Raw genomic sequence first — 24,801 nt, 5'->3', positions numbered from 1 at the left:
GCCCCCGATGGCTCAGCGCAGCACGATCTCGTTCATCCGGATCGTTCCGTCGGGGCCGAACTTGACCTTGCTCAGCAAACCGTCTCCATCGGGATTGGGCATCGTCGCGAAGGCGAGCCCCATCCGCGCGCCGAGCTCCGGACCCGGCAGTAGAAGACCCGATTTCCCCAAGGCTCCGATCGTATCGAGAAGCCCGGTCGCGACGAACGACAGCGTGCCATCCGCCGATCTCGGGGACATCGGCATCTCCACCTGTCCTTTTCCCGTGATCTCGGTCCCGAGGCCCGACAAGCGCATCCGGTCGATCGTCAGATCCGACACTGTCTCAGCCCATCCTGCATCCTCCGCTTGCGGAAGGCTGGCGTGTCCCGACATCGCAAGGTGAACCTGCATCGGATCGCGGGTTAGCACCGCATCGGGGTCGAGCCGTGTCCAGTATGCAGCCGTAGGCACCACGTCCCGCGCGTCGATCTCGAGCGAGACAGGCACCGGATCGGTACCGGCAAATGCCGGCACCCGCGCTGCGAGGTGGAGAGATTTCATCGTCGCCGCCCCGTCGTCCCGAGGGACCGCATCGCCCTTTGCGACCGCCAAAACATCGGACAGGTCGAGCTGCGTCGTGGCGACAAGATCCGCGAGACCGCCCGAAAACTGCCCTTTTCCGGCCCGCAATGTGACGTCGAGCGGTTCGCCTAGCACGACGCTTTCCAGCTCAATGGTCAGCGCGTCAAAGTTGGTCTGGGTCTCGTAATCTCGGTCGCCCTGCCAGGTCGCCCCCCCCGTGAGCCCGTCGAACTTGAGATCGACGTCGGTCCCCGGACCGTCCGGCAGCACGAACTGCGCCAGCAGGCGGCCGACCGAAGCGGTCATGTCGCGCAGCGCACCGCTCGCCGCATCGGCCACGAATGTCGCTTTGAGATCGACGAGACGGTAATCCGCGGTGGGAAACGATGGCCCCATTCCGGAAAGCGTTGCGGTGAGTCCGTCGCCGTCGATGTCGTAGGTTAGATCGTCACCGTCGCGATCCACGAGGATTTCGGCATCGGACGGGTCGATCATCGCAACGGCACCCTCGGGCAAACCACGTATCGACATGTCGATCGGCCCCTCGATCGCCACTGCGACGCGCCCGTCTTCCCGATCCGCGAGCGTCATGCGATCCGCACGATAGGTGATCGCACCGCCACGGAAGGTCACACCTTCGAGCACTAAGGTACCCGCTTCGCGATCCACCAGACGCGCCTCGACCGGCCGGTCGCCGGATTGCCAGACATCCCAAAGGGTGTCGGCCGTGATCTCGGCGCTCAGCGGCAGAGACGTGGAGATAAGGGCGAACGAGATCGCCAGAATGGGACGGAACATGGTCGGCAACCTCGGGCCCGAAACGGGCGATCCGCGGAAAATGTCGTTCGCAGGTCCTCTGGTCAAGGCAGGCCCTCGCCCTAGCCTTTCACGCGGGCTCACGATGGAAGGAACTGCGATGGGCAAGCTCAACGGAAAAGTCGCACTGATAACCGGTGCAAGCCGTGGCATCGGTGCCGCGGCCGCGCGGGAATTCGTCGCGGAGGGTGCGAAGGTCGCGCTGCTGGCGCGATCGGGCGACGAGATCGCCGAGCTCGCGGGCGAACTCGGCGCGGATTCGGCCATCGCGATCCCCTGCGACATCAGTCGCTTTTGGGAAATGCGCGCGGCGGTCGATGCCTGCATCCAGACATTCGGGGCGCTCGATATCCTAGTCAACAATGCCGGGGTCATCGAACCGATCTCCCATCTGAGCGACGCCGATCCGGACGCCTGGGGTCAGGTCATCGACATCAACCTCAAGGGTGTCTTCAACGGCATGCGCGCGGCGATGCCCGCGATGATCGAGGCCGGATCGGGGACGATCCTCACCATCTCCTCGGGGGCAGCCCACAATCCGATCGAGGCATGGTCGCACTACTGCGCCTCGAAGGCCGGGGCGGCGATGCTGACGCGCTGTGCGGATCACGAGGCGCGCGACAAGGGCCTCAGGATCATGGGCCTCTCGCCCGGAACCGTCGCGACCGAAATGCAGCGCGAGATCAAGGCATCGGGCGTCAATCCGGTGAGCAAACTCGAGTGGGACGATCACATTCCGCCAGAATGGCCCGCCAAGGCGCTCGTCTGGATGTGCGGGGCCGAATCTGATGCGCATCTGGGCGGAGAGATATCTCTCAGGGACGAGGACATCCGGAACACGATCGGCCTTCGGCGTTAGATCTTGCCTCGATGGATGGCCGCGGGATAACCGTTCGGCCATGCGTATTTCGAAAAGCAAAGAGCCTCGATGACCGGACGCACCGATGATGTCGCCCTCGCACAGGAAGGCGGCCGTCTGACCATCACGCTCGCGCGGCCCGACAAGGCCAACGCGATGACGGAGGAGATGCTCGTCGCGCTTCGCGATGCCGTGCGAGGAGCGGATGCGCAGGTTCTCGTCCTGACGGGCGCGGGATCCGTCTTCAGCGGCGGGGCGGATCTCCCGGCAGCGCGGGCGGGTCTCGCCCGGTCGCCGCTCTGGGGGGAGGTGACAACGGCGCTGGCAGAATTCCCGGGCCTGAGCGTGGCCGCGATCAACGGCTCCTGCGCCGGCGGGGCTGTCGGGATGGCGATCGCCTGTGACCTCAGGGTCGCCATACCGACAGCGCGGTTCTTCTACCCGGTATTGCGTCTCGGCTTCCCCCCGCAGCCATCAGATGTCGTGAGGCTTGGTCGTCTCCTCGGACCTGCACGCACGAAGCTCATTCTCCTCGGTGCAGAGGAGATCGGTGCGGAAGAGGCGCTTCGCATCGGGCTGGTCGACAAGATCGCCGAGAATCTGGATCAAGCGGTACAGGCCCTCTGCGCTTCGGCCCTCGCCGCCGATCCGGCGCATCTGGCAGCGATCAAACAGCAAATCCTCTAGCGACGCCCACGGCCCGCCCTGCGCCCACCCGGCACGCGCGATCGAAAGCCCGGCGGACGCTTCGACACCCACGCCACGAATTTCTCGAGACGGGGATGCGCGCGCAACGCCTCGACATTCGAGTAATTCCTCGCGAGGTCCGCTTCGGAAAGAGTGGCGTGGATTTCGCTGTGGCAGATCTGATGCAGCAGAACGACGGGGCCGCCCTTCCCGCCCCGCAGTTTCGGGACGAGGTGATGGAGGCTCTGCGGCACGTCGGGCGGGATCGGCCGGCCGCAGAGGGGACAGATCGGCGCGCTCATGAATATGAGAATGCCGCGCGGTGCGCCGGCGACAAGCCCCGGCTCAGGCCGCCAACTCGTCGCGCACGGGACGAGCGAGCCCGAGCACATGATCCGCCGCCTTCTCGCCCGTCATGATGGACGGGGCATTGAGGTTGCCGTTCGGGATTCGCGGAAAGATCGAACTGTCGACGACGCGAAGGTTTTCGACACCGATGACCCGCGTTTCGGGATCGACCACCGCATCCGGATCGCTCGCCCGCCCCATCCTGCAGGTACCGCACGGATGGTACGCCGATTCGACATGCTCGCGGATGAAGTCGTCGAGATCCTCCTTCGACCTGACATGCGATCCGGGCTGCAATTCCGCACCGCGCACATCGTCGAAGGCCTGTTGCGCGAAGATATCCCGCGTCATCTCGATCGCGCGGCGGAAATCCTTCCAGTCATCGTCGTGCGACATGTAATTGAACCGGATCGACGGGGCCGCCGCCGGATCGGACGAGGCAAGCCGCACCGCTCCGCGCGATTGCGAGCGCATGGGCCCGACATGTGCCTGGAAGCCGTGTCCCTTCGCGGCCTTGCCGTCGTAACGGACCGCAAGCGGCAGGAAATGGTATTGCAGATCGGGATAGGCCTTCGACGGATCGCTTCTGAGGAAAGCAGCACTGTCGAACTGGTTCGACGCGCCGATGCCACCCCCCGTCAGCAACCATTCGAGTCCGACACGCGCCTTACCGAACAGGTTCCAGTGGGAATAGAGGCTGATTGGCTTGCGCGATTCCATCTGGAGATAGAGCTCGAGGTGGTCCTGCAGGTTCCGCCCCACGCCGGGCCGATGCGCCCGCACATCGATGCCGTGATCCCGAAGATGCCGCTCGTCACCGATGCCGGACAGCATCAGGAGCTTCGGCGAATTGATGGATGAGGCTGCAACGATCACTTCGCGTCGGGCATTCAGGACGCTCCGCCGCCTGCCTTGTGCGATCTCGAGACCGGTCGCGCGGTCGCCCTCGAAGGTCACGCGCAACGCAAGGCCGCGCCGCAACGTGCAATTCGGCATCGCGAGTGCGGGACGCAGATAGGCTTGCGCCGTCGACCACCGCGTGCCGCGCCAGATCGTCCGCTCCATCGCGCCGAAGCCGTCCTGCTGCGCCCCGTTGTAATCGTCGGTCGCGGGATGGCCGGCCTGGCGTCCGGCTTCGCGGAACATGGCATGAAGGGGGTTCGATCGATCCGCCCGCGTCACGTGCAGCGGTCCGTCCGTTCCGCGCAGATCGCTGCTGCCGCCGTGCCACGTTTCCATCCGTTTGAAATAAGGCAGGACGGATGCGTGGTCCCAACCATCGGCACCCATATGCGACCAGTGGTCGAAATCCACGGGGTTTCCCCGCACGAACACCATTCCGTTGATCGAGGACGATCCGCCGATCACCTTGCCACGCGGCACGGGCAACCTCCGCCCGCCCAGATGCGGCTCCGGGTCGGTCGCAAAACCCCAGTCGTAGCGGCGCATGTTCATCGGATAGCTGAGGGCGCCCGGCATCCGGATGAGCGGCGAACGATCGCCGCCGCCATGTTCGACGACGATGACCTCGTGGCCCGCCTCGGCAAGGCGGAACGCGATGGCTGCACCGGCGGATCCCGCCCCGACGACGATGTAATCTGCAATGTCCTTCATAAGAGGGAATATGGCGTTGATTGATCGGTCAGTCAATAACCGGGAGCCGATGTCACAGATGTCGGCGACCACTTTTCTCGTTCACAACCTGCACAAATACTTTTCAAACGGATTTTTTTGTGCCTAGGATTTGGAACGCTTTTCCCGGCACGATCCCGGAATGCCTCCGAGGGTTAATTGTGCAGGGGACGCGTGTCGCGGCAGTTCTGGATCTGTCAGCGATACGGCGGACACGTGGGCGGCCGCGGTCGGGAGGAGAGCTTCCGCGGCTGCCCACGTGCGAACCTTCTGGCAACATACGTTAGCGCCGTTGCGGTTCGGCACGCCGAACCGCAAAATCGACGACGATTCGACTGAAATCGACGTGATCGCGCCCCGGAGCCATTGCCCCCCGTGACAGGTCCGGCATATTCGGCCGCATGTCTCTGTTCCTGATCGTCGCCCTGCCCTTCCTCGGCGCACTGCTTCCCGGCCTGATGAACCAGGCTGGCCGGCAGACATGTTTCCTGGCCACGTTCCTCGTTACGCTGCTCGCGGCGCTGGGGTTGGCCACGCATATTCCCGCCGTGCTTTCGGGCGAGGTCGTGACCGCGCGTCTCGACTGGCTGCCGGCACTTGGGATGAACGTGAACCTTTTCCTCGACCCGCTGGGATTGATGTTCGCGGGCCTGATCCTCGGGATCGGCCTCCTCATCATCGCATACGGGCGGTTCTACCTCTCGCGCGACGACAACATGGGCGAGTTCTTTACCTACCTGCTGCTTTTCCAGGGCGCGATGGTGGGGATCGTCCTGTCCGACAACATCCTGATGATGCTGATCTTCTGGGAGCTGACATCGCTGTCGTCGTTCCTCCTGATCGGTTTCTGGAAGCATCTGCCCGCGGGACGGCAGGGCGCGCGGATGGCCCTCACGGTGACCGGGATGGGCGGGCTCGCCCTCATCGGGGGAATGCTGATCCTGGGCAACATCGTCGGCAGCTACGACTTGACCGTGATTCTCGACAATCGCGACGTGATCCAGTCATCGCCGCTCTATGTTCCGGCGCTCCTGCTGATCCTTCTGGGGTGTTTCACCAAGTCGGCCCAGTTCCCGTTCCACTTCTGGCTGCCGCACGCGATGGCGGCCCCGACGCCCGTCTCGGCCTATCTTCATTCGGCAACCATGGTGAAGGCGGGGATCTTCCTGATGGCCCGCCTCTGGCCGGTGCTGTCGGGCAGCGACTGGTGGTTCTGGCTCGTCAGCGGCGCAGGCCTCCTGACGATGCTGATCGGCGCGGTCATCGCGCTCTTCAAGAACGACCTGAAGGCGCTTCTGGCCTTTTCGACGGTCAGCCATCTCGGCCTCATCACCTTCCTGCTCGGAACGGGGTCGGCATTCGGGGCGATGGCTGCGGTCTTCCACATCCTCAACCACGCCGCGTTCAAGGCCGCACTCTTCATGACGGCGGGCATCGTCGATCACGAGGCTCATACGCGCGACATGCGGCGGCTCGGCGGGCTGCGCAAGCTGATGCCGATCACCTTCGCGATCGGCACGCTCGCGGCCCTCGCGATGGCCGGCATTCCGCTTTTCAACGGCTTCATCTCCAAGGAAATGATGCTCGAGGAAGCGACGCATGTCGTACTTCTCGACCTTCCCTGGCTCGTGCCTGCGGTGGCGACGCTCGCCGCGCTCTTCTCCGCGGCCTATTCCTTCCGCTTCATCGTCCACACCTTTTTCGGCCCGGTCCGCGACGATTACCCGGCCAAGCCGCACGATCCGCCGTCCGGCATGTGGATCTCCCCCGCGCTTCTCATCATCCCCGTCGTGGGCCTGGGCGTCGCGCCGTTCCTGGCCGAGCCCTTCGTCAAGATCGTCACGGGTGCCGTGATCGGCACGGCGGCCGAGGTTCCGGACTATCACCTCGCGATCTGGCACGGCGTGACGACCGCTCTCATCATGTCGGTCATCGCGGTGCTGGGCGGTGCGATCCTGCTTGCGCTCTTCTCGCCGCTTTCCCGCGCGTGGGAGGCTGCCCCCCGCCCCGAGGCCAAGACCCTTTTCGACGGGGTCGTCGGGGGTGCGGTCGCCCTCGCCCGCGGGATCACGCATGGGCTGCATAACGGGGCCTTCACCCGCTATGCCGGCATCATGATCGTGACGGTCGTGGCGCTCGCCGGGCATGCCTGGTTCACCGGCACGGCCGGCCCTGCAACCCGCGAGATCCTTCCGCTCAATTTCGCGGCGCTGATCTCGTGGGGGCTTCTCATCGTCGCCGCGATCTCGCTGGTCCTGTTCCATCGCAACCGCCTCATCGCGCTGATCCTGATGGGGATCGTGGGGGTCGTGGTCTCGATCGGCTTCAACTACTTCTCCGCTCCGGATCTCGCGCTCACCCAGATCAGCGTGGAGGTCGTGACAATCATCCTTCTGCTGCTCGCGCTCAATTTCCTGCCGAACAGGACACCCAGCGAATCGTCCGTGTCGCGGCGCTTGCGCGACGGCGTGATCGCGATCGTGGGCGGCCTCGGATCCGGCGCGCTCATCTACACGATGCTGGTGCGGGATTTCGTGCAGCCCTCGATCTCCCAGTATCACCTGGAGAACAGCTATGTCGGTGGCGGCGGCGACAACGTCGTCAACGTGATCCTCGTCGATTTCCGGGGCTTCGACACGTTCGGCGAGATCATCGTCCTCGGAATCGCGGCGCTGGTCATCTACGCCCTTACCGAGACCCTCCTATCGAGTTCCGTGCGCCGCCGGCTGCTCAACCGCGGCTACGAGGAGCGGCGCGCGGGCGACGCGCATCCGCTCATGATGGTGGTGCTGACCCGGGTGATCCTGCCGGTGATCCTGATGGTCGGCGTCTACATCTTCCTGCGTGGGCACAACGAACCCGGCGGCGGCTTCATCGCGGGCCTCGTCGTCGCGATCGGCGTGGTGATGCAGTACATGGCCTCGGGCTTCGCCTGGGCCGATGCGCGGCAACGCTATCCCTATCACACGATCATCGGGGCTGGCGTTCTGGTTGCGGGCCTCACCGGCATCGGTGCATGGTTCTTCGGCTATCCCTTCCTCACCTCGTCCTTCGGATATTTCCGCATTCCTCCGATGCAGGAATTCGAGCTCGCGAGCGCGCTGGGCTTCGATCTCGGCGTGTTCCTCGCCGTCGTCGGCGCCGTGATGCTGTCGCTCGAAAGCTTCTCGCGCCTCGCGCGCCGGCAGGGCGACGCACCCAGCGAACATGCGATGGACATCGATCCGTCCCGAGACGAACCCGAAGGAACACATTGACATGGAGCTTCTCGTCGCGTCCGCCATCGGCGTCATGACCGCCGCTGGCATCTACCTCGTGCTGCGCCTCAGGACGTTTCCGGTAATCATCGGAATCTCGCTCCTGACCTATGCGGTGAACGTGTTCCTGTTCTCGGCAGGGCGACTGACGACCAATGCGCCGGCCGTGCTGCGTGACGGCGTCGATCGTTACGCCGATCCGCTGCCGCAGGCTCTTGTCCTGACAGCGATCGTGATCTCGTTCGGGATGACGGCCGTGGTCGTCGTGGTCGCGCTCGGCTCGTGGCTCAGCTGCGACGACGATCTCGTCGATGCGCCCGACGTCCGCCCGGGCCAGCCCGACGCAACCGCCACCGCACGCGGAGAGTCGAGCTGATGAGCCATTGGACCGTCGTTCCCGTCCTCCTTCCCGGCATGCTTGCGGCGATCATCGTGCTCGCCGCGCGCCATCAACCGTCGCTCGCCCGGATCCTGTCGGTCGCCGGAACGATCGGATTGCTCGCACTGACCATCGCCCTGTTCTGGCGGGCGTCCGACGGGTCGATCGACGTCTATCTGCTGGGTGACTGGGCGGCCCCGTTCGGCATCGTGCTCGTCACCGACCGGCTGTCGACGCTGATGACCCTGCTGACCGCGGCGCTGGCACTTCCCGTCCTGCTTTATGCGATCGGGTCCGGCTGGGACCTGCGCGGCAAGCATTTCCACGCCCTCTTCCAGTTCCAGGTCATGGGCATCATGGGGGCCTTCCTCACGGGCGACGTCTTCAACCTCTTCGTCTTCTTCGAGATCCTCCTGATCGCGAGCTACGGGTTGATGATCCACGCAGGCGGCGGGCCGCGGCTCAGGGCGGGCACGCAATACGTGCTCTACAACCTGCTCGGATCGACGCTCTTCCTCTTCGCGCTCGGCACGCTCTATGCCGAGACGGGAACGCTCAACATGGCCGACCTGGCGCAGCGGGTGGCCGCGATCGATGCGGGGTCCTCGGCGGGGATCCGCGTGGCTGCGGTCCTGCTCCTCCTCGTCTTCGCGGTGAAGGCGGCGGTGCTGCCGCTCCATTTCTGGCTTCCGGCGAGCTATTCCGAGGCCCCTGCCCCGGTTGCAGCCCTCTTCGCGATCATGACCAAGGTCGGTGCCTATTGCATCATCCGGATCTACACGCTGATCTTCCCGCCCGATCTGGCGGTGACGCAGGGGCTGTTCGACACGTGGCTCCTGCCGGCCGCGCTCCTGTCGCTCGCCGTCGGCATGATCGGCGTTCTGGGGGCGGGTCGCATCGACCGGCTGGTGGCCTTTGCAGCCATCGGATCGATGGGGATGCTGATGACCGCGCTCGCGATCTTCACGCCCCAGGGTATCGCCGCCGCGCTCTATTACGCGATGCACTCGACGCTTGCGACGGCCGTGCTCTTCCTGCTGGTCGACGCGGTTCAGGTGGGCCGCGGTCGCGCCGGGACCGACCTGCAGGCGGGATCACCCGTCAGCGGCGGCCCCCTCACGGCGGGAATGTTCTTTCTCGCCGCGATCGCGATGTGCGGTCTTCCGCCGCTTTCGGGGTTCATCGGAAAGCTTCTGGTCCTCGATGCCGCGCGCGGCTCCGATCTCGCCGTGATCTCATGGGCTGTGATCCTTCTGACGTCCCTCGTCGCGATCGTCGGTTTCGCAAGGGCGGGCAGCCAGGTCTTCTGGAAATCGCACCAGATCGCCGCGAAACAGGCCGATGCGTTCGAGACCGAGGCCGACGAGGCAAACATTTCCGACGGTGCGCCCAATCCCGGGCCACTCATGGCGGTCTCGATCGGCATGCTCCTCGCGATGATCGTCGCCCTCACGATCTTCGCGGGCCCCGTCACGACCACGGTCGAGAGAACCGCCGCCCAGCTCTTCGACGGCGAGGACTACATCGCGACGATCCTTGGCACCGAAGGCAAGGTGATCGAGTATCACGGTGACGATTACGGCGATGCCGACGCCGCAACGGGCGGCGCAGACCAAGAGGAGGCGGCAGAATGATCGCGCGGATCCTTCCCCACCCCTACCTGACGCTTCTGCTCGTCGTCGTCTGGTGCATGCTGAACAGTTCGATCGGCCTCGGCACGATCGTCTTCGGCACGATCGTGGCCCTTCTCATCCCGATCTTGACCGCCGCCTACTGGCCCGACCGACCCCGCATCGTGCGCCCCTTCAAGCTCGCCTTCTATGTGCTTGTCGTCATCTGGGAGATCCTCAAGGCCAACATCCAGGTCGCCATCATCGTGCTGTTCAAATCGAACCGCCAGATGAAGTCGAACTGGGTCGTCGTGCCCCTCGATCTCAAATCTCCCGAGGCGATCACCGTCCTCGCCGGCACGATCACCCTCACCCCCGGAACGGTCAGCGCCGATCTGAGCGACGACGGCTATTCGCTTCTGGTGCATGCGCTCGACGCGCCAGAGCCGGACGTGGTGCGCGACGACATCAAGAACCGTTTCGAGCGCCGATTGAAGGAGATCTTCGAATGATCGACCTAGCGCTGCATATCGCGTTCGGGGCCGTGGCCCTTTCGCAGATCCTCGCATTCGTGCGCCTGCTCAAGGGTCCGAATGTCGGCGACCGGATTCTCGCGCTCGACACGATGGTCATCAATGCCATCGCGATCATCGTGCTGGTCGGCATGAACTGGGGCACCCAAGTCTATTACGAAAGCGCGTTGATCTTCGCGATGCTGGGCTTCGTCTCGACCGTCGCGCTTGCCCGCTATGTGCTGAGGGGGGACATCATCGAATGACCGAAACGATCGTCGATATCCTCATCGTCTTCTGGGTGATCGTGGGTGCGGTCTTCATCCTGGTGGGCTCGATCGGCCTGGTGAAGCTCAACAGCCCCATGAAACGGCTCCATGCGCCGACCAAGGCATCGACCCTCGGCGTGGGGGCGCTGCTTCTCGCCTCGATGATCAACGCCTTCGCGCATCACGATGGATCGCTGCACGAGATGCTGATCATGGCGTTTCTCTTCGTGACGGCCCCGATCTCGGCGCATTTCATCTCGAAGGTGAACATCCATCGCGGCGTGACGGACGCCACGCCCCCGAAGCCCCAGAACGACGATATCTGGGCCACTCAGGATCAGCCGCCCGACCGCACGATCTGATCGCGTCAGATCAGCGCCTTGCGCACCTTGGCCGAGATCCATTCGCTGACGATCACGGTCGCCAGGATCAGAAGCAGGATGACCGTCACCTGCGACCAGGCGAGCGTGTTCATTGACGCCGAAAGCTTGATCCCGATGCCCCCTGCCCCGACGAGGCCCAGGATCGTGCTTTCGCGGATGTTGATGTCCCAGCGAAAGACCGAGATCCCCCAGAAGGCCGGCAGGATCTGCGGCACGATGCCATAGCTCAGGACCTGCGCGCCGCTCGCACCCGTGGCTTCGATCGCCTCGATCTGGCGACGATCCGTCTCCTCGATCGCCTCATAGAGCAGCTTGCCCACGAAGCCGATGGATCTGAGGGCGATCGCGACGATCCCCGCCAGAAGCCCCGGCCCGATGATCGCGACCAGCAGCAGCGCCCAGATCAGCGAGTTGATCGAGCGCGACGCCACGATGATGAAAAGCGCGATGGGCCGCAGGATCACCGGCGCGGGCGAGGTGTTGCGCGCGGCCATGAACGCCACCGGAACCGCCATGATCACGCCGCCGATCGTGCCGAGCGTCGCGATGTTGATCGTGTCCCAGAGCGGCCCCATCAGTTCCGGCAGATAGCTGAGGCGCGGCGGCAGCATGCGCGAGCCGATATCGGCCGCCTGCCGCGGGGCGTCCCAGACGAAGGCCCAGATCGTGTTCGCCGTCATGATCTGCCAGCACCAGACGGCAAGCGCCGCAAGCGCCACCCAGAAGGCCCACAGGAACAGCCGCGCACGCGGCGTCCTGTGCGTCCAGACCTGGGAGTAGTGGTCGATTTCGCTCATTGCAGGAACTTCCGGAGATAGCTCGACCCGTATTCCGCGAGCATGACGACACCGATGATGATGAGAAGGATCGCGCCGGCACTGTCGTATTCGTAGCGGTCGATCGCGGTGTTCAGCGTCGCGCCGATGCCGCCCGCCCCCACGATGCCGATGACGGCGCTCTCGCGAAAGTTGATGTCGAGACGATAGAGCGACAACCCGATCAGTCGCGGCATCACCTGCGGCTGCACCGCGTAATTGACAAGCTGCCCCCAGGAGGCCCCGGTGGCGCGCACCGCCTCAGCCTGCCGCGCGTCGATCTCCTCGATATCGTCGGCGAGCAGCTTGCCCAGGAATCCGATCGTCGCGAAGGAAAGCGTCAGGAACCCCGCGAACGGCCCGAAGCCGAACATCGCGACGAGGAAGATCGCGATGATGATCTCCTGCAGAGACCGGCTGACGGCAATGATCGAACGGCAGACATAATAGACCGGGCGCGGCGCGAGGTTGCGCGCCGCTCCGATCGCGATCGGCACCGACAGCGCGACACCCAGGATCGTCGAGGTCAGCGTCATCGTCAGGCTTTCGATCAGGCCGCGCAGAATGTCGTTCCAGCGGCTGACGAAATCGGGCTGGAGGAACCCCGCGACGAAGCGCTGTCCGCGCTCCATGCCGACCGCCACGCGCTGCCAGTCCACCTCGATCGTGCCGAAGGCCAGAAGCAGATAGATCGCCGCACCCAGCTGCAGCGCAATGCGAAGCCGGCGATCCGTGACGATCTGCGGCGGGCGGCTCCAGCGCGCGGGATAGCTCTCCCGCATCAGGCGATCGCCTCGAGACGCGTGCGATCGTCCTCCTCGGCGGCCTTCTGCTCCGCATCCTCCTTGCGCATCGCGTCCCAATCCTCGGCCCCGTAGATTTCGGTCAGGACGGACTGGCTCAGCTGGTCGGGCCGCCCGTCGAACACGATGCGGCCTGCGCGCAGCCCGACGATGCGCTGCACGAATTGCTGCGCGAGGGGCACGTCGTGGATATTGACGATCGCGGGCAAGCCCCTCTCGTCGCAGATCTCGGTCAGAAGGCGCATGATCTGGCGGCTCGTCTTCGGATCGAGGCTGGCGGTCGGCTCGTCCACCAGCAGCAGTTCCGGCTCCTGCGCCAGTGCGCGCGCGATACCCACGCGCTGCCTCTGGCCGCCCGACAACGCGTCGGCCCGCTTGTCGGCATGATCGATCAGCCCCACCCGGTCGAGCAGGCGATAGGCATTCTGCACGTCGCGGCCGGGATAGCGGCGAAGGAAGCTGCGCCAGAACGGAACGTAGCCGAGCCGCCCCGACAGTACGTTCTCCATCACCGTCAGACGCTCGACCAGCGCGTATTCCTGAAAGATCATGCCGATCCGCCGCCGTTGCCGGCGCAGTTCCGACTTGCCGAGCCGGGCGAGATCCACCTCGCCCAGAATCACCTTGCCCTTGGTCGGCTCGACCAGGCGGTTGATGCAGCGGATGAGCGTCGACTTGCCCGCACCCGATGGCCCGATCAGGCCGACGATCTGGCCCTTTTCGACCTCGAGGTTCACATCGCCAAGCGCAGTGTCGCCGGTGGCGTAGGTCTTCGACAGCCCTTCGAGCTTCAGCATCGCGCGGATCTCCGGTCGCAGGTATGCATCAAGTGCAGGTGGGCGGCACTTTGGCCGCCCACCTGCGCTCTGTCACCGAAAAACGTCAGTTGCACTCGTAGGTCACGCCGTTCGCCTCGTCGATCGTGCGGATCACGGCCCAGTCGTCCTTGAACGAGATCTCGATGAACTGCTCCTCGCCGCTCTGGAGGAATTCCTGGGCGAGCGCGGTGCCTTCCCAATCGAAGCTCATGAATGCCTCGCGGATGCTGTCCTGAAGTTCGGGCGTGAGGTTGTAGACCGTGCCGTAGGCGGTCGTCGGGAAGGTCTCGGAGGTATAGATCGTCTCGATCTGGTCCCGGCTCACCACGTCCCGTTCCAGCATCCGGTTCAGGACCGAATTCGCGACCGCCGCGGCCTCGTAGTCCTGATTGACGACACCCAGGACCGACGAATCGTGCGCGCCCGAATAGCTCACGTCGAAATCCTCTCCGGCGGTCAGGCCGAACTCCGTCTCGAGGATCGCCGAAGGGGCCTTGTTGCCCGAATTCGACGTCTCGGAGGTGAAGGTCATCGTCTTGCCTGCGATGTCCTCGACGCTCTCGATGCCGGAATCGGGATAGGTGATGATCTCCATCTCGTAGCCGAACGACCCGTCATTGGCCGCCATCATCGCAAAGGGCCGAAAGCCCGCGCAAGCCACGGCAAGCGGCGTGCCGCCCGTGTTCACGCCCGCCACGTGCAGGCGGCCGGCGCGCATCGCCTCGATCTGGGCCGCGTTGTTCTGCACCGGGAAGAACTGGACGTCCTTGCCCGTCACCTCGGACAGGTGATCGAGAAAACCCTCCCAGACCCCTTCGTAGACCGCCGGATCCTCGACGGGCGTATAGGAGAAGATCAGCGTCGACGGGTCGATCAGGTCGCTTTCGTCGCTCGGGACATCGGCCATGAGATCGCCGTCTTCGTCGCTGTAGCGGTCGCTGAGCTGGAACTGCGCATGGGCGGGAACGCCAAGGCCCAGCGCAACGACACCGATCAATGCGGAATATTTCGAAATCATCTCGGTCCTCTCCGGTTTGGTTGCCGGGTTAATGAAAGATGTATGTAACGCCAGCGTGACAGGCCGAGGCCGTTCCGTCACGAATTATCCGCACCCGGCGCGCCCGGTGCGCCCGGTGCCGACCCGGCCTCCTCCTCGGCCAACAGGTCGCGTCGCAGCCGATCCTCGTCGAGCTGACGATCCGCGAAAAGCGTCCAGGCATGCACCCCCTGATAGAAGAACAGCTCCCATCCCGGGACGATCTGGCAACCGGCCGTCGCGGCCCCCTTCAGGAACGGCGTGTCGCGCGGCGTATAGACCGCGTCGAAGACCCATTCCGCGCCCTCCATCGCCTCGGCCCCGAGCGCCGCATCCTGATTGTCGTCCATCCCGAGCGGCGTGCAATTGAGGATGCCATGCGCCCCCTCGGCCATGGAGACCGGATCGGGACCGATGCGGACGATCACTTCCGGACGTGCCTCCTGCAGGTCGAGGGCAAGACGTTCGGCACGGCCGATATCGAGATCGACGAGCCGCAATTCCCGCAATCCCAGCGCGGCCAGCGCGAAGGCCACCGCGCGTCCGGCTCCCCCAGCTCCGATCATCAGGCAGACCCCCGGTTCGGCCTTGCCGCGCGTCCGCTCATAGGCCGCGATGAAGCCCGTATGGTCGGTGTTGTACCCGACCGGGCCATCCTCGCCGAAGATCACGGTATTGATCGCGCCCATCGCCTGGACCAGCGGATCCTCGACCGGCACCAGCGCGGCGGCGCGTTCCTTGTAGGGATAGGTCACGTTGACCCCGCGATAGCCGCCCTTCCCGCATGCATCGAGGATCTCGTCGAACCCCTGCCCCAGATCGGCGGGGATCAGGCTGTCGTACCGGACATCGATACCGCTCTGCCCCCCGGCCAGCCTGTGCAGGCGCGGCGCGCGCGACCGTGTGATGTGATCGCCGATAAGGCCCAGTCGCAAATCCATGTCTTTCCCCGCGCAATGATCAGTCGCGCGAGGATAGACATGCGGCGCGGTGGCGTGAAGCGGCGATGGCCGTCGCTCAGGCCGCGGCCGCTTCCTGCTCCTCCCGGCGGGCTTTCGGGAAGAAGAGATAGTAGAAAACCGGTGCCGCAATCAGCGTCAGGACGGTCGCGAAGGCCAGCCCGCCCATGATCGTTACCGCCATCGAGGCGAAGAACGCATCCCAGAGCAGCGGCAGCATCCCGAGGATCGTCGTGACCGCGGCCAGCACCACGGGCCGGAGACGCGATGTCGATGCCTCGATCACCGCCTGCGTGAAGGGCACGCCCTCGGCGCGGGTGAGGTCGATCTCCTCGACAAGGACGATGCCGTTCTTGATGAGCATGCCCGACAGGCTCAGGAGGCCCAGCAGCGCCGTGAACGAGAAGGGAAGCCCCGAGACGAGCAGCCCGATCGCCACCCCGTTGACCGCCATCGGCACCAGCAGCCAGATGACGAGCGGTTGGCGCAGCCGTCCGAAGAGCAGGACCGAGATGAGCACCATCGCCAGAAGCGACAGCGGCAGCTGCCTGCCGAGGCTTTCCTGCGCGTCGCTGGAGCTCTCGAACTCGCCCCCCCATTCCATGACGTAGCCTTCGGGGATCTGCATCTCCTCGATCGTCGGGCGGATCTCCCGAAAGACCGAATCGGCGTTGACCCCCGCCGGCACGCCGGCCTGGACGCTGATCGTCGGCACCCGGTTGCGCCGGCGGATCAGCGTGTCCTGCGCCTCGTAGCCGAAACCGTCGAGAAGCTGCGCGAGCGGCACATAGCTTTCGGAAGCCTGCGAATAGACCGGCTGATCGAACAGGTGGCTGCCCCCTTCGGTCGCCGCACCGGGCGAACGCACGACGATCGGGATGAGGCGGCTGCTCTCGCGATAGGTGCCGACCGTCACGCCCTCGGTCGCGATGGCGAGCGCGTCGGCCACGTCGTTGCGCGCGACGCCCGCCGTCTGCGCGCGTCCCTCGTCGTAAAGAGGCCTGAGCGTGAGCTCGCGCTCGCGCCAGTCGGTGCGCAGATCCTGCAACCTGTCCGATCCCTCGCGCATCCGCGTCGCGGCCTCGTCGGCAAGCCCGCGCAGGACGACCGGGTCCGGTCCGGAAAAGCGCACCGCGATGGGCGCGCCGGTGCCCGGCCCGAAGGCCAGCCGCTCGGTCCGGAATTCCCCTTCGGGCAACGCCGCGCGCCCGAACGCCTCCAGATCGGCGCGCAGCGGCGGGATGTCCTCCAGGCTGCGCGTCCGGATGATGATATGGCCGTAGGTCTTCAACCCTTCCTCGGGGGCGTAGGTCAGCATGAACCGTGTGGCCCCTCCGCCCACGAAGGTGGTGGCCGCGACGACCTCGTCGCGCTCCATCAGCCAGTCCTCGACCGCCCTCATGTCCTCGGCCGTCGCGCGGATGTCGCCGCCCTGCGGCAGCTTGTAATGCACGTAGAAGATGGGGGTGTTGCTGTCGGGAAAGAATTGCTGGGCCACCATGCCGAAGCCGACGTAACAGGCGGCGGTGATCCCGATCAGTCCGGCGACCACCAGCCAGCGCAGCCTCAGCGCCAGCCGCAGCACGGCCGCATAGCTGCGGAAGACCGGACCGTCATAGCTTCCGACCTCGCCCGTGCCGCGCCGGAACACGTAATGCGCCAGAAGCGGCGTCGCCGTGATGGCCAGCAGCCACGACAAGAGCAGCGAGATCCCGATCACCGCGAAGAGCGAGAACAGGAACTCGCCCGTCGCATCCGGCGACAGTCCGATCCCCGAAAAGGCCATGATGCCGATCACGGTCGCGCCCAGCAGCGGGATCTGCGTCTTGCCCGCCACATCCTCCGCCGCCTCGCGCGAGGGCTTTCCGGCGGACATGTCGCTCTGCATGCCCTCGGCCACCACGATGGCGTTGTCGACCAGCATCCCCATCGCGATGATCAGCGCCCCGAGCGAGATCCGCTCCATCTCGATCCCGAAGACGGCCATGAAGGCGATGGTCCCCACCACCGTCAGGAACAGGGTCGTGCCCACCACGACCGCCGCGCGCCATCCCATGAAAAGCGCGAGCACCGCTGCCACGATCACCACCGACAGGGCGAGGTTGACGAGGAACGCGTTCGACGCCTCGTGAACCACCTCGTGCTGCTGGTAGATCGGGTGCAGGTCGACGCCCACCGGAATGTCGGCCCTCAGCATGTCGAGCCGCGCATCCACCCGTTCGCCCACATCGACGATATTGAGCCCGTCCTGCCCCGACACGCCGATCGTGAACGCCTCGACGCCGTCATGCCGGATGATCATCGACGGGTCCTCGACCCGCCCCCGCGAGACGGTCGCGAAATCGGTCATGTCGACGATCTGCCCGCCGATCCCGATGGTCAGTTCGCGGATCGCCTCCACCGTGCCCGAACCCTCGGGGGCCTGCAGCCTGATCTCCTGCCCCGCGCGTCGCACCGATCCGGCCGGCACGACGGCGTTCGACGTCTCGATCGCCTGCGCGATCGCGTTCGGCGGTATCCCGAGATTGCTGATGATCGCGTTGTTGGGCTCGACGAAGATCGCCTCCTCGGGCAGCCCCGATACCGATACGTCGGCCACGCCCTCGACGGCGAGGATCTCGCGGCGCATGAAATCGCCGATATCGTGGATCTCGGAATCGCTGAAGCCCGGAGCCGTGACGGCGTAGAAGATCCCGTAGACGTCGCCGAAACTGTCGTTGACGATGGGCGCTGCCGCGTCCGAGGGAAGCGATCGGCGCGCATCTCCTACCCGGGCCCTCAGCTTGTCCCAGATCTGCGGCAACTGGGTGCCGTCGAACGTGTCGCTGATCTCGACCGAGATGCGGCTGAGCCCCGGCTTGTTCGACGAGGTGATCGTGTCGACCTCGGACATCTGCTGGATCGCCGATTCGAGCGGCTCGGAAACCTCGCGCGCGACCTCCTCGGCCGAGGCGCCGGGATATTGCGTCAGGATGATCGCGTTCTTGATGGTGAAGGCCGGATCCTCGAGGCGGCCCAGCGTCGCGAAGCCCCAGAGCCCGCCCAGCACGCAGGCGAGCATCAGGATCCAGGTAATGAGCGACCGGTCGATCGCCGCGCGCGCTATGCCCATCGCCTCAGTTCCCGAGCCCGGTATAGCGGCGGACGCGCTGTCCGTCCTCGAGCTGGCTCGCCCCCGAGCTCACGATGAAGGCACCCGGTTCCGGGCCTTCGGTCAGCACGATCCCGGCATCGTCGTTGACCGAGATGGCGACCGGGACACGATTGACGACGCCCAGATCGGGATCGTCCTGCGATGGCTCGAACACCATGACGCCCGGATCGCGGGCCGCATCGAACACGATCGCGCCCTCGGGGACGATCAGGTCGTCGGCCTCGTCCTCCAGCCGCGCGGTCACGGTCGCGGTCGCGCCGGGCAGGACCCAGGACGGCACCTCCTCGTCGAAGGCGAGCGTGATCGTGAAGGTCTGCGTGATGTCGGTCGTCTCCGCCTCGAATTCCCGCAGTACCAGATCGTAGCTCTCGGAAGATCCCGGAAAGCTCGCCTCGAACGTGATGCTGGTGCCGTCGGCCTCGCGGAAGAGCACCTCGGGCACGTCGATATCGACCCGAAGCTCCGACATGTCGTGCAACCGCACGACCGGCTGACCGGCCGAGATCGTCGTCTGGTTCGCCACCTCGCGCCGCGCGACCAGCGCGTCGAACGTCGTCCTGAGCGTCGCGTCCTCGAGCGCGTCGCGCGCCTCCTCGGCCGCAATCTCGGCCAGGTCGCGCGTCGTCTCGGCGTCGCGGATCTGCACGTCCGAGACACTTGATCCCGACAACTCGCGCAGGCGGGCAAGATCGCGCTCGGCCTTGGCGAGGTTCACCTCCGCCCGGCGCAATCCCCTCTCGAAGGGCTCGGAGTTCAGCTGCGCGACCAGCGTTCCGGCCGGAAGCGGCGCCCCCTCGGCCACGGGAAACTCGACGATCTGACCGCCCACCTGAAAGGCCAGGTCCACCGTATCGCGCGCGCGCACCCGTCCGAAGAACTGACGTTCGACGATCCCGTCGCCCGCCGCGAGTTCCATCAGCTTGACGGGACGCAGGATCTGCTCCTGCGCCGCGGCAAGCGACGGCACGAGAAACGCGATCAGGAGAAGGCGATGGAATGCGGTCATTGCGGTCACGTATCCTCGCTGAAGGTCGGGCGCACGCGGTTCGCGTGTTGCCGCTACCGCTCTGACCGCGCCCCATCGGCCGATCGGCGATATTTGTCAAATCACACGGGCGCGCCGTGCGGCATCAGGCCGCAGCGCGGTTCATTCCGATATTCGCGATCGCGGCGAGAAGCGTCTTGCGGTCGATGGGCTTGTGCAGGATGTCGTCCATCCCCGCTTCGAGACATGCCTGCCGGTCGCTTTCGAAGGCGTTGGCGGTCAGGGCGATGATCGGCACGCGCGGCCGGTCGGCACGCTCGCCGCATCGGATCGTCCGCGTCGCCTCGCATCCGTCCATGCCCGGCATCGACACGTCCATCAGGATGAGCTGCGGCGAAAGTGTCCGGGCAAGCTCGACCGCCTCGAACCCGTCGGTCGCGAAATGCAGCTCGATATCCGTGCCCTTCAGCAGCCGTTCGAGGAGGAACCGGTTCGTCTTGTTGTCTTCGGCCACCAGCATGCGGATCCCCTCGAAGGCTCCCGCCGCGGGCTCGGCTACTGCCGTTTCGGCGGCGGGCAGCTCCGCCTCGGCGATGGGCAGCGTGACCGTGAAGGTCGATCCTTCCGTCAACCGGCTCTCGACCCTGATGTCGCCGCCCATCCGCTGGATCAGCTGCAGCGAGATCGACAGGCCGAGCCCCGTTCCACCGAACCGGCGGCCGCGATCCTCGTCCTCCTGCGCGAAACTGTCGAAGATCTTCTCGAGCCGGTCGGGAGAGATCCCGATGCCGGTGTCCTCGACCGACAGGATCATTTCCTCCCCCTTCCGGCGTGCCCGGACGCGGATCTGCCCCTCCTGCGTGAACTTCAACGCGTTTCCGACGAGGTTCAGCAGGATCTGGCGCAGGCGGCCCGCATCGCCCAGCATGCCGGCCGGCAGCCCGTCGTCGAGCGTCAGGACCAGATCGATTCCCTTCTGTTCCGCCAGCGCCCGCATGAGGCCCACCACCTCCCTGAGGCAGGCCGCGGGATCGAACGGATCACGCGCGAGAACCATCCGTCCCCGTTCGAGAGCCGTGACGTCGAGCACCATGTTGATGATGTCGAGAAGCGCCGAGCCCGAGCATTTCAGCGTCTCGATATAGGTGCGCTGCGTCTCGTCGATCCCGGTCCGCTCCAGCAGGTCGGTGGTCGCGAGGATCCCGTGCAACGGCGTGCGGATCTCGTGGCTCATCATGGCGAGGAAATTGCCCTTCACCCTCAGGCTCTCCTCCGCCTCGAGCCGCGCGGCCTCGAGCTCGCGCTCCTTCTGTTTCTTGTCGGTGACATCCCGCATCACGTTGATGTGGCCGGTCAGACGATCGCGATCGACGAGCGGTGCGATCTCCGCCTCGAACCACCGCATGTCGCCGTCGCCATCCTTAAGGCACAGCTCGGTCCGGAGCATCTCGTGCTGGTTGATCGCCCGCGAGATCTCCAGCCGCAATGCCGGGGCCACGTCGGCAAAGAAGTCCCGGCAGGTCTCTCCTGTCAGATCCTCTTCCCTCCACCCCGTCATCCGGACGAAGGCATCGTTCACGAATTCGATCCGGCCGTCGGCATCCGCGATCAGGATCAGGTCATTTACCGATTGCGTGGCCTTCGACAACCGGGTGGCAAGCTCGGTCTGGGTCTTCAGCGACCTGTGCGCGGCCTCCAGCTCGACCCCGCGCCTGAGCATGTTGCGCTGCCATTTCACGCGCCGCACGAAGCCGCGATGCAGATCGCATGCCGCGACCACCACCAGGAACAGCGCCATGACCGACGCGCCGGTATTCAGGACCACGGCGGTCGTGCCGAACCCCGCGATCTCGAAAAGGTAAATCAGCAGTACGATCATCCCGCAGACCACGCCACCCGCGCGCAGGACGGCGATTCGCGGCGCATAGGAATAGGTCAGCAAGGCGTTCAGCACCCCACCCGCGGACAGCGCGATCATGACGATGACCACGTCCGGGGTCAGGAAGCTGGCGATCGCCAGCATGACCGCGACGCTCACGCAGAAGGACGACAGCCCCGCCATCAGCTCCATCTCGCGCGAAGCGCTGTGCGAGATCGGACCGCTGGGATAGAGACGCAGCAACCGTCTCAGGAAGATGCAGTCGAGCGCATCGGTGACGGCGATGACCGGAAGGGCCACGAACGCGAAGACCGGCGTGACGACCAGCGACAGGCTGAACGCCGCCATCGCGACGAACAATTGCCTGTTCCAGAAATTGCGTATGCGGCCGCGCGCATAGCGCCGGAACAATCCAGCCTCGCTGTAGCGCTCCTCGAAAATCGAGAGCTCGGCACTCGGAGAATGAATCATGCAAACTAAATCCCTGACCGCGCCACATTGTCAGGAGAGCGTAAAAAGATCCTTCACGAGCCTTCGACATCCGAGCCGACCGTCACCGAACAGAAGGGGGGAGGTTTCGCGGCGAAACCTCCCCCCCTCCATTCCGAACCGGCACACTCGGCCCTCGGCAGGTCGCCTGCCTAGCGCAGGAGCAGGATCGGCACCTTGCAGGTGCGGATGAGTTCGAGACTGGTAGACCCCACGAAGAGGGCGCGCAGCCGCGAATGGCCCGACGCGCCCAGCACCAGCAGATCGAACCTGTCCTCCTCGACGACCGTGCCGATCGCCGTCTCGGGTTGGCCGGACACGATGTCGGTATCGACCTGCATCCCGGCACGTTCGAGCTTGCTGCGCGCATCGGCAAGCCGCTTGCGTGTCTGGTCGTCGGAATGCCCGACGGTCACGATCCTGACCGACAGCCCCTTGGTGATCGGACTGCGTGACAGATACTCGATCGCGCGCATGGCGCTCGCGCTGCCGTCATAGGCGACGAGGATGCGCTCGATCGGACGGAAGGCGCGCGAGACCACGAAAAGTGGCTTCTCGATGGCGCGCATCACCCGTTCGAGGTTCGAGCCGAGATGCTCCTTGGCAAAATCGGCAGCCTCGCCGCGCTTGCCGATCAGGATCATTTCGGCATCGTCCTGCTTGTCGGCGATGGCCTCGATGAGGTCGCCGTGACGCAGATGCTCGGTGGCGTGCACGCCCGCCTCCTCGAGGATCGCCTTCGCATCCTCGAGGATCGCGCGACCGCGATGGACCGACAGCTTCGCGCGCTGCTCGTCGAGGCCGGAGAGCTGTTCGAGCAGACTGCTCCGCGCGCCGAGCGCGATCGCACCCGACAGGTCCGACCCCGATCCCCCGCTCTCGCGGCGGCCGAGCACGTGCAGGATCTCGACCGGGGTGTCGCCGCGTCCGGCGATCCAGGCGGCATGGTCGCAAACGCTCTTTGAATAGGTGGAGCCATCCACCAGGGCGATGATCTTGTTGGTCATGACGTCTCCTCCCTCAATGCGCGCTGAGCTTTTCGAGCGCGTCCGGCTTGTCATGCACGCCGAGCCTGTCGACGATGGTCTCCGACGCCTCGTTCAGGCCCCTGATCTCGACTTCGGAGCCGTCCCTGCGGAACTTGAGCACGGCCATGTCGAGCGCCGCAACAGAGGAAATGTCCCAGATATGCGCGCGGCTCACGTCGATGACGACCCGTTCGGTCGCCTCGCGGAAGTCGAACGCCGCCATGAAATCCTCGGCCGACGCGAAGAAGAGCTGCCCCTCGACGTGATAGGTCCTGACCTTGCCGTCGTCCGACAGGCTCGAGCGGACATGGAAGAGCTGCGCGATCTTGGCTGCGAAGAAGATCCCCGACAGCAGGACGCCGACCAGCACGCCGATGGCGAGGTTGTGGGTATAGACCACGACCGCCACCGTCGCGAGCATCACCACGGAAGAGGATCGCGGGTGGGTCCTGAGATCCTTGATCGACGACCACGAGAACGTCCCGATCGAGACCATGATCATGATCGCGACGAGCGCCGCCATCGGGATCCGCGCCACGATGTCGCCCAGCGCCACGACGAGGATCAGCAGGAACACCCCCGCCACGAAACACGAGAGGCGTCCGCGACCGCCCGATTTGATGTTGATGATCGACTGGCCGATCATGGCGCAGCCAGCCATTCCGCCGATGAAGCCCGTCGCCGTGTTGGCGAGGCCCTGTCCCACGCATTCCTGGTTCCGGTTCGAGGGCGTGTCGGTCAGATCGTCCACGATATTCGCGGTCATCAGGCTTTCGAGCAGCCCCACGACGGCCACGGCGGCCGCGTAGGGAAAGATGATCGCGAGCGTCTCGAACGTCAGGGGGATGTCGGGAATGAGGAAGATCGGCAGCGTGTCGGGCAACTCGCCCATATCGCCCACGTTCCGCACGTCCCATCCCATGACGAGGACGACGATCGTCAGCACGACGATCGTCACGAGGGGCGATGGCACGGCCTTCGTCACGTAGGGAAAGAGGTAGATGATCGCGAGGCCCGCGGCCACCAGCGGATAGGTCAGCGCCGGAACGCCCACGAGTTCGGGAATTTGCGCCATGAAGATGAGAATGGCGAGTGCGTTAACGAATCCTGTCATCACCGAACGCGAGACGAACCGCATCAGCTGCCCCAGCCGGGCGGCACCCGCCGCGATCTGCAGCAGCCCCGCCAGCACGGTGGTCGCGAGAAGGTATTGCAGCCCGTGATCGGCCACGAGAGTGACCATCAGCACGGCCGTCGCGGCCGTCGCGGCCGAGATCATCCCCGGACGCCCCCCCGCGATCGCGGTCACGACCGCGATGGAAAATGACGCGTAGAGGCCGATCTTGGGGTCGACCCCCGCGATGATTGAAAAGGCGATGGCCTCGGGAATGAGGGCGAGCGCCACGACGATCCCGGACAAGAGATCGCCGCGCACGTTCCCGAACCACTGGTTCCGGTATGCGGAGAAATCCATGATTTCGATTGTCCCGTTCCTGCCCGGCGCGGGCGATCGCCCCGC

At 65.3% G+C, this 24,801-nt stretch carries 21 protein-coding genes; 8 read left to right on the top strand and 13 right to left on the bottom strand.

The genetic code is table 11. The features are described from left to right. Positions 1-12 precede the first annotated feature (12 nt). The gene (locus RVY76_RS00545; protein WP_317375079.1) at positions 13-1,362 is read right to left on the bottom strand and encodes a DUF2125 domain-containing protein; all 1,350 of its coding nucleotides are present in this window, start codon (positions 1,360-1,362) and stop codon (positions 13-15) included. A 118-nt stretch (positions 1,363-1,480) separates the two neighbouring features. Between RVY76_RS00545 and RVY76_RS00540 the strand changes: the two genes are divergently transcribed. Beyond that, positions 1,481-2,239 (top strand): SDR family oxidoreductase, encoded by a 759-nt coding sequence (locus RVY76_RS00540; protein WP_317375078.1) that lies wholly within the window; start codon positions 1,481-1,483, stop codon positions 2,237-2,239. Positions 2,240-2,308: 69 nt separating this feature from the next. After that, positions 2,309-2,926: an enoyl-CoA hydratase/isomerase family protein gene (locus tag RVY76_RS00535; RefSeq protein WP_317375077.1), complete on the top strand. Its 618-nt coding sequence runs from the start codon at positions 2,309-2,311 to the stop codon at positions 2,924-2,926. Here RVY76_RS00535 and RVY76_RS00530 read toward each other — a convergent pair. Then, on the bottom strand, positions 2,923-3,228 hold the full coding sequence (locus RVY76_RS00530) for an HNH endonuclease (protein ID WP_317375075.1): 306 nt from the start codon (positions 3,226-3,228) through the stop codon (positions 2,923-2,925). The two genes, RVY76_RS00535 and RVY76_RS00530, sit on opposite strands and share 4 nt — an antisense overlap. 43 nt (positions 3,229-3,271) lie before the next feature. Then, on the bottom strand, positions 3,272-4,888 hold the full coding sequence (betA, locus tag RVY76_RS00525; protein WP_317376685.1) for a choline dehydrogenase: 1,617 nt from the start codon (positions 4,886-4,888) through the stop codon (positions 3,272-3,274). Between the two features lie 419 nt (positions 4,889-5,307). On the opposite strand from betA, the gene RVY76_RS00520 reads away from it, so the two are divergent. From RVY76_RS00520 to RVY76_RS00495, 6 genes are read left to right on the top strand one after another with little or no spacing between them, the layout of a single operon-like run. Then, entirely contained in the window at positions 5,308-8,163 is a 2,856-nt protein-coding gene (locus tag RVY76_RS00520; protein ID WP_317375073.1) for a monovalent cation/H+ antiporter subunit A, read from the top strand. A 1-nt stretch (position 8,164) separates the two neighbouring features. Beyond that, a complete protein-coding gene (locus RVY76_RS00515) occupies positions 8,165-8,539 on the top strand; it encodes a Na+/H+ antiporter subunit C (RefSeq protein ID WP_317375072.1) in 375 nt (124 codons plus the stop codon). Beyond that, complete coding sequence (locus RVY76_RS00510; protein ID WP_317375071.1) at positions 8,539-10,176, top strand: monovalent cation/H+ antiporter subunit D; 1,638 nt, start codon at positions 8,539-8,541, stop codon at positions 10,174-10,176. The genes RVY76_RS00515 and RVY76_RS00510 overlap by 1 nt, the downstream gene beginning before the upstream one ends. Next, positions 10,173-10,664: a Na+/H+ antiporter subunit E gene (locus RVY76_RS00505; RefSeq protein WP_317375070.1), complete on the top strand. Its 492-nt coding sequence runs from the start codon at positions 10,173-10,175 to the stop codon at positions 10,662-10,664. Before RVY76_RS00510 ends, RVY76_RS00505 begins: the two co-directional genes overlap by 4 nt. Then, positions 10,661-10,930 (top strand): K+/H+ antiporter subunit F, encoded by a 270-nt coding sequence (locus RVY76_RS00500; protein ID WP_317375069.1) that lies wholly within the window; start codon positions 10,661-10,663, stop codon positions 10,928-10,930. Before RVY76_RS00505 ends, RVY76_RS00500 begins: the two co-directional genes overlap by 4 nt. Further along, complete coding sequence (locus RVY76_RS00495) at positions 10,927-11,295, top strand: Na+/H+ antiporter subunit G (protein WP_317375067.1); 369 nt, start codon at positions 10,927-10,929, stop codon at positions 11,293-11,295. The genes RVY76_RS00500 and RVY76_RS00495 overlap by 4 nt, the downstream gene beginning before the upstream one ends. 5 nt (positions 11,296-11,300) lie before the next feature. Here RVY76_RS00495 and phnE (RVY76_RS00490) read toward each other — a convergent pair whose 3' ends face one another. The 10 genes from phnE (RVY76_RS00490) to RVY76_RS00445 form a co-directional block, all read right to left on the bottom strand. Beyond that, on the bottom strand, positions 11,301-12,113 hold the full coding sequence (gene phnE, locus RVY76_RS00490) for a phosphonate ABC transporter, permease protein PhnE (RefSeq protein ID WP_317375065.1): 813 nt from the start codon (positions 12,111-12,113) through the stop codon (positions 11,301-11,303). Then, on the bottom strand, positions 12,110-12,913 hold the full coding sequence (gene phnE, locus RVY76_RS00485; RefSeq protein WP_317375063.1) for a phosphonate ABC transporter, permease protein PhnE: 804 nt from the start codon (positions 12,911-12,913) through the stop codon (positions 12,110-12,112). The genes phnE (RVY76_RS00490) and phnE (RVY76_RS00485) overlap by 4 nt, the downstream gene beginning before the upstream one ends. Continuing rightward, positions 12,913-13,731 (bottom strand): phosphonate ABC transporter ATP-binding protein, encoded by an 819-nt coding sequence (gene phnC / locus RVY76_RS00480; protein WP_317375062.1) that lies wholly within the window; start codon positions 13,729-13,731, stop codon positions 12,913-12,915. The genes phnE (RVY76_RS00485) and phnC overlap by 1 nt, the downstream gene beginning before the upstream one ends. Positions 13,732-13,816: 85 nt before the next feature. Next, positions 13,817-14,770: a phosphate/phosphite/phosphonate ABC transporter substrate-binding protein gene (gene phnD, locus RVY76_RS00475; protein WP_317375060.1), complete on the bottom strand. Its 954-nt coding sequence runs from the start codon at positions 14,768-14,770 to the stop codon at positions 13,817-13,819. 77 nt (positions 14,771-14,847) lie between these two features. Beyond that, positions 14,848-15,729, bottom strand: coding sequence for a shikimate dehydrogenase (locus RVY76_RS00470; RefSeq protein ID WP_317375059.1), 882 nt, complete (start codon positions 15,727-15,729; stop codon positions 14,848-14,850). 76 nt (positions 15,730-15,805) lie between these two features. Further along, positions 15,806-18,859 carry an efflux RND transporter permease subunit gene (locus RVY76_RS00465; RefSeq protein ID WP_317375057.1) on the bottom strand — a complete coding sequence of 1,018 codons (3,054 nt, stop codon included), beginning with the start codon at positions 18,857-18,859 and terminating at the stop codon, positions 15,806-15,808. Between the two features lie 4 nt (positions 18,860-18,863). Next, positions 18,864-19,907 (bottom strand): efflux RND transporter periplasmic adaptor subunit, encoded by a 1,044-nt coding sequence (locus RVY76_RS00460; RefSeq protein WP_317375056.1) that lies wholly within the window; start codon positions 19,905-19,907, stop codon positions 18,864-18,866. Positions 19,908-20,031: 124 nt separating this feature from the next. Next, the gene (locus RVY76_RS00455; RefSeq protein ID WP_317375054.1) at positions 20,032-22,236 is read right to left on the bottom strand and encodes an ATP-binding protein; all 2,205 of its coding nucleotides are present in this window, start codon (positions 22,234-22,236) and stop codon (positions 20,032-20,034) included. Between the two features lie 170 nt (positions 22,237-22,406). Beyond that, positions 22,407-23,261 (bottom strand): universal stress protein, encoded by an 855-nt coding sequence (locus RVY76_RS00450; RefSeq protein ID WP_317375052.1) that lies wholly within the window; start codon positions 23,259-23,261, stop codon positions 22,407-22,409. 13 nt (positions 23,262-23,274) lie between these two features. Then, positions 23,275-24,756 (bottom strand): SulP family inorganic anion transporter, encoded by a 1,482-nt coding sequence (locus RVY76_RS00445; RefSeq protein ID WP_410795998.1) that lies wholly within the window; start codon positions 24,754-24,756, stop codon positions 23,275-23,277. Positions 24,757-24,801 lie beyond the last annotated feature (45 nt).

This window comes from Palleronia sp. LCG004 (assembly GCF_032931615.1).
Lineage (GTDB): Bacteria > Pseudomonadota > Alphaproteobacteria > Rhodobacterales > Rhodobacteraceae > Palleronia.
This window is presented reverse-complemented; position numbering and strand designations above follow the sequence as displayed.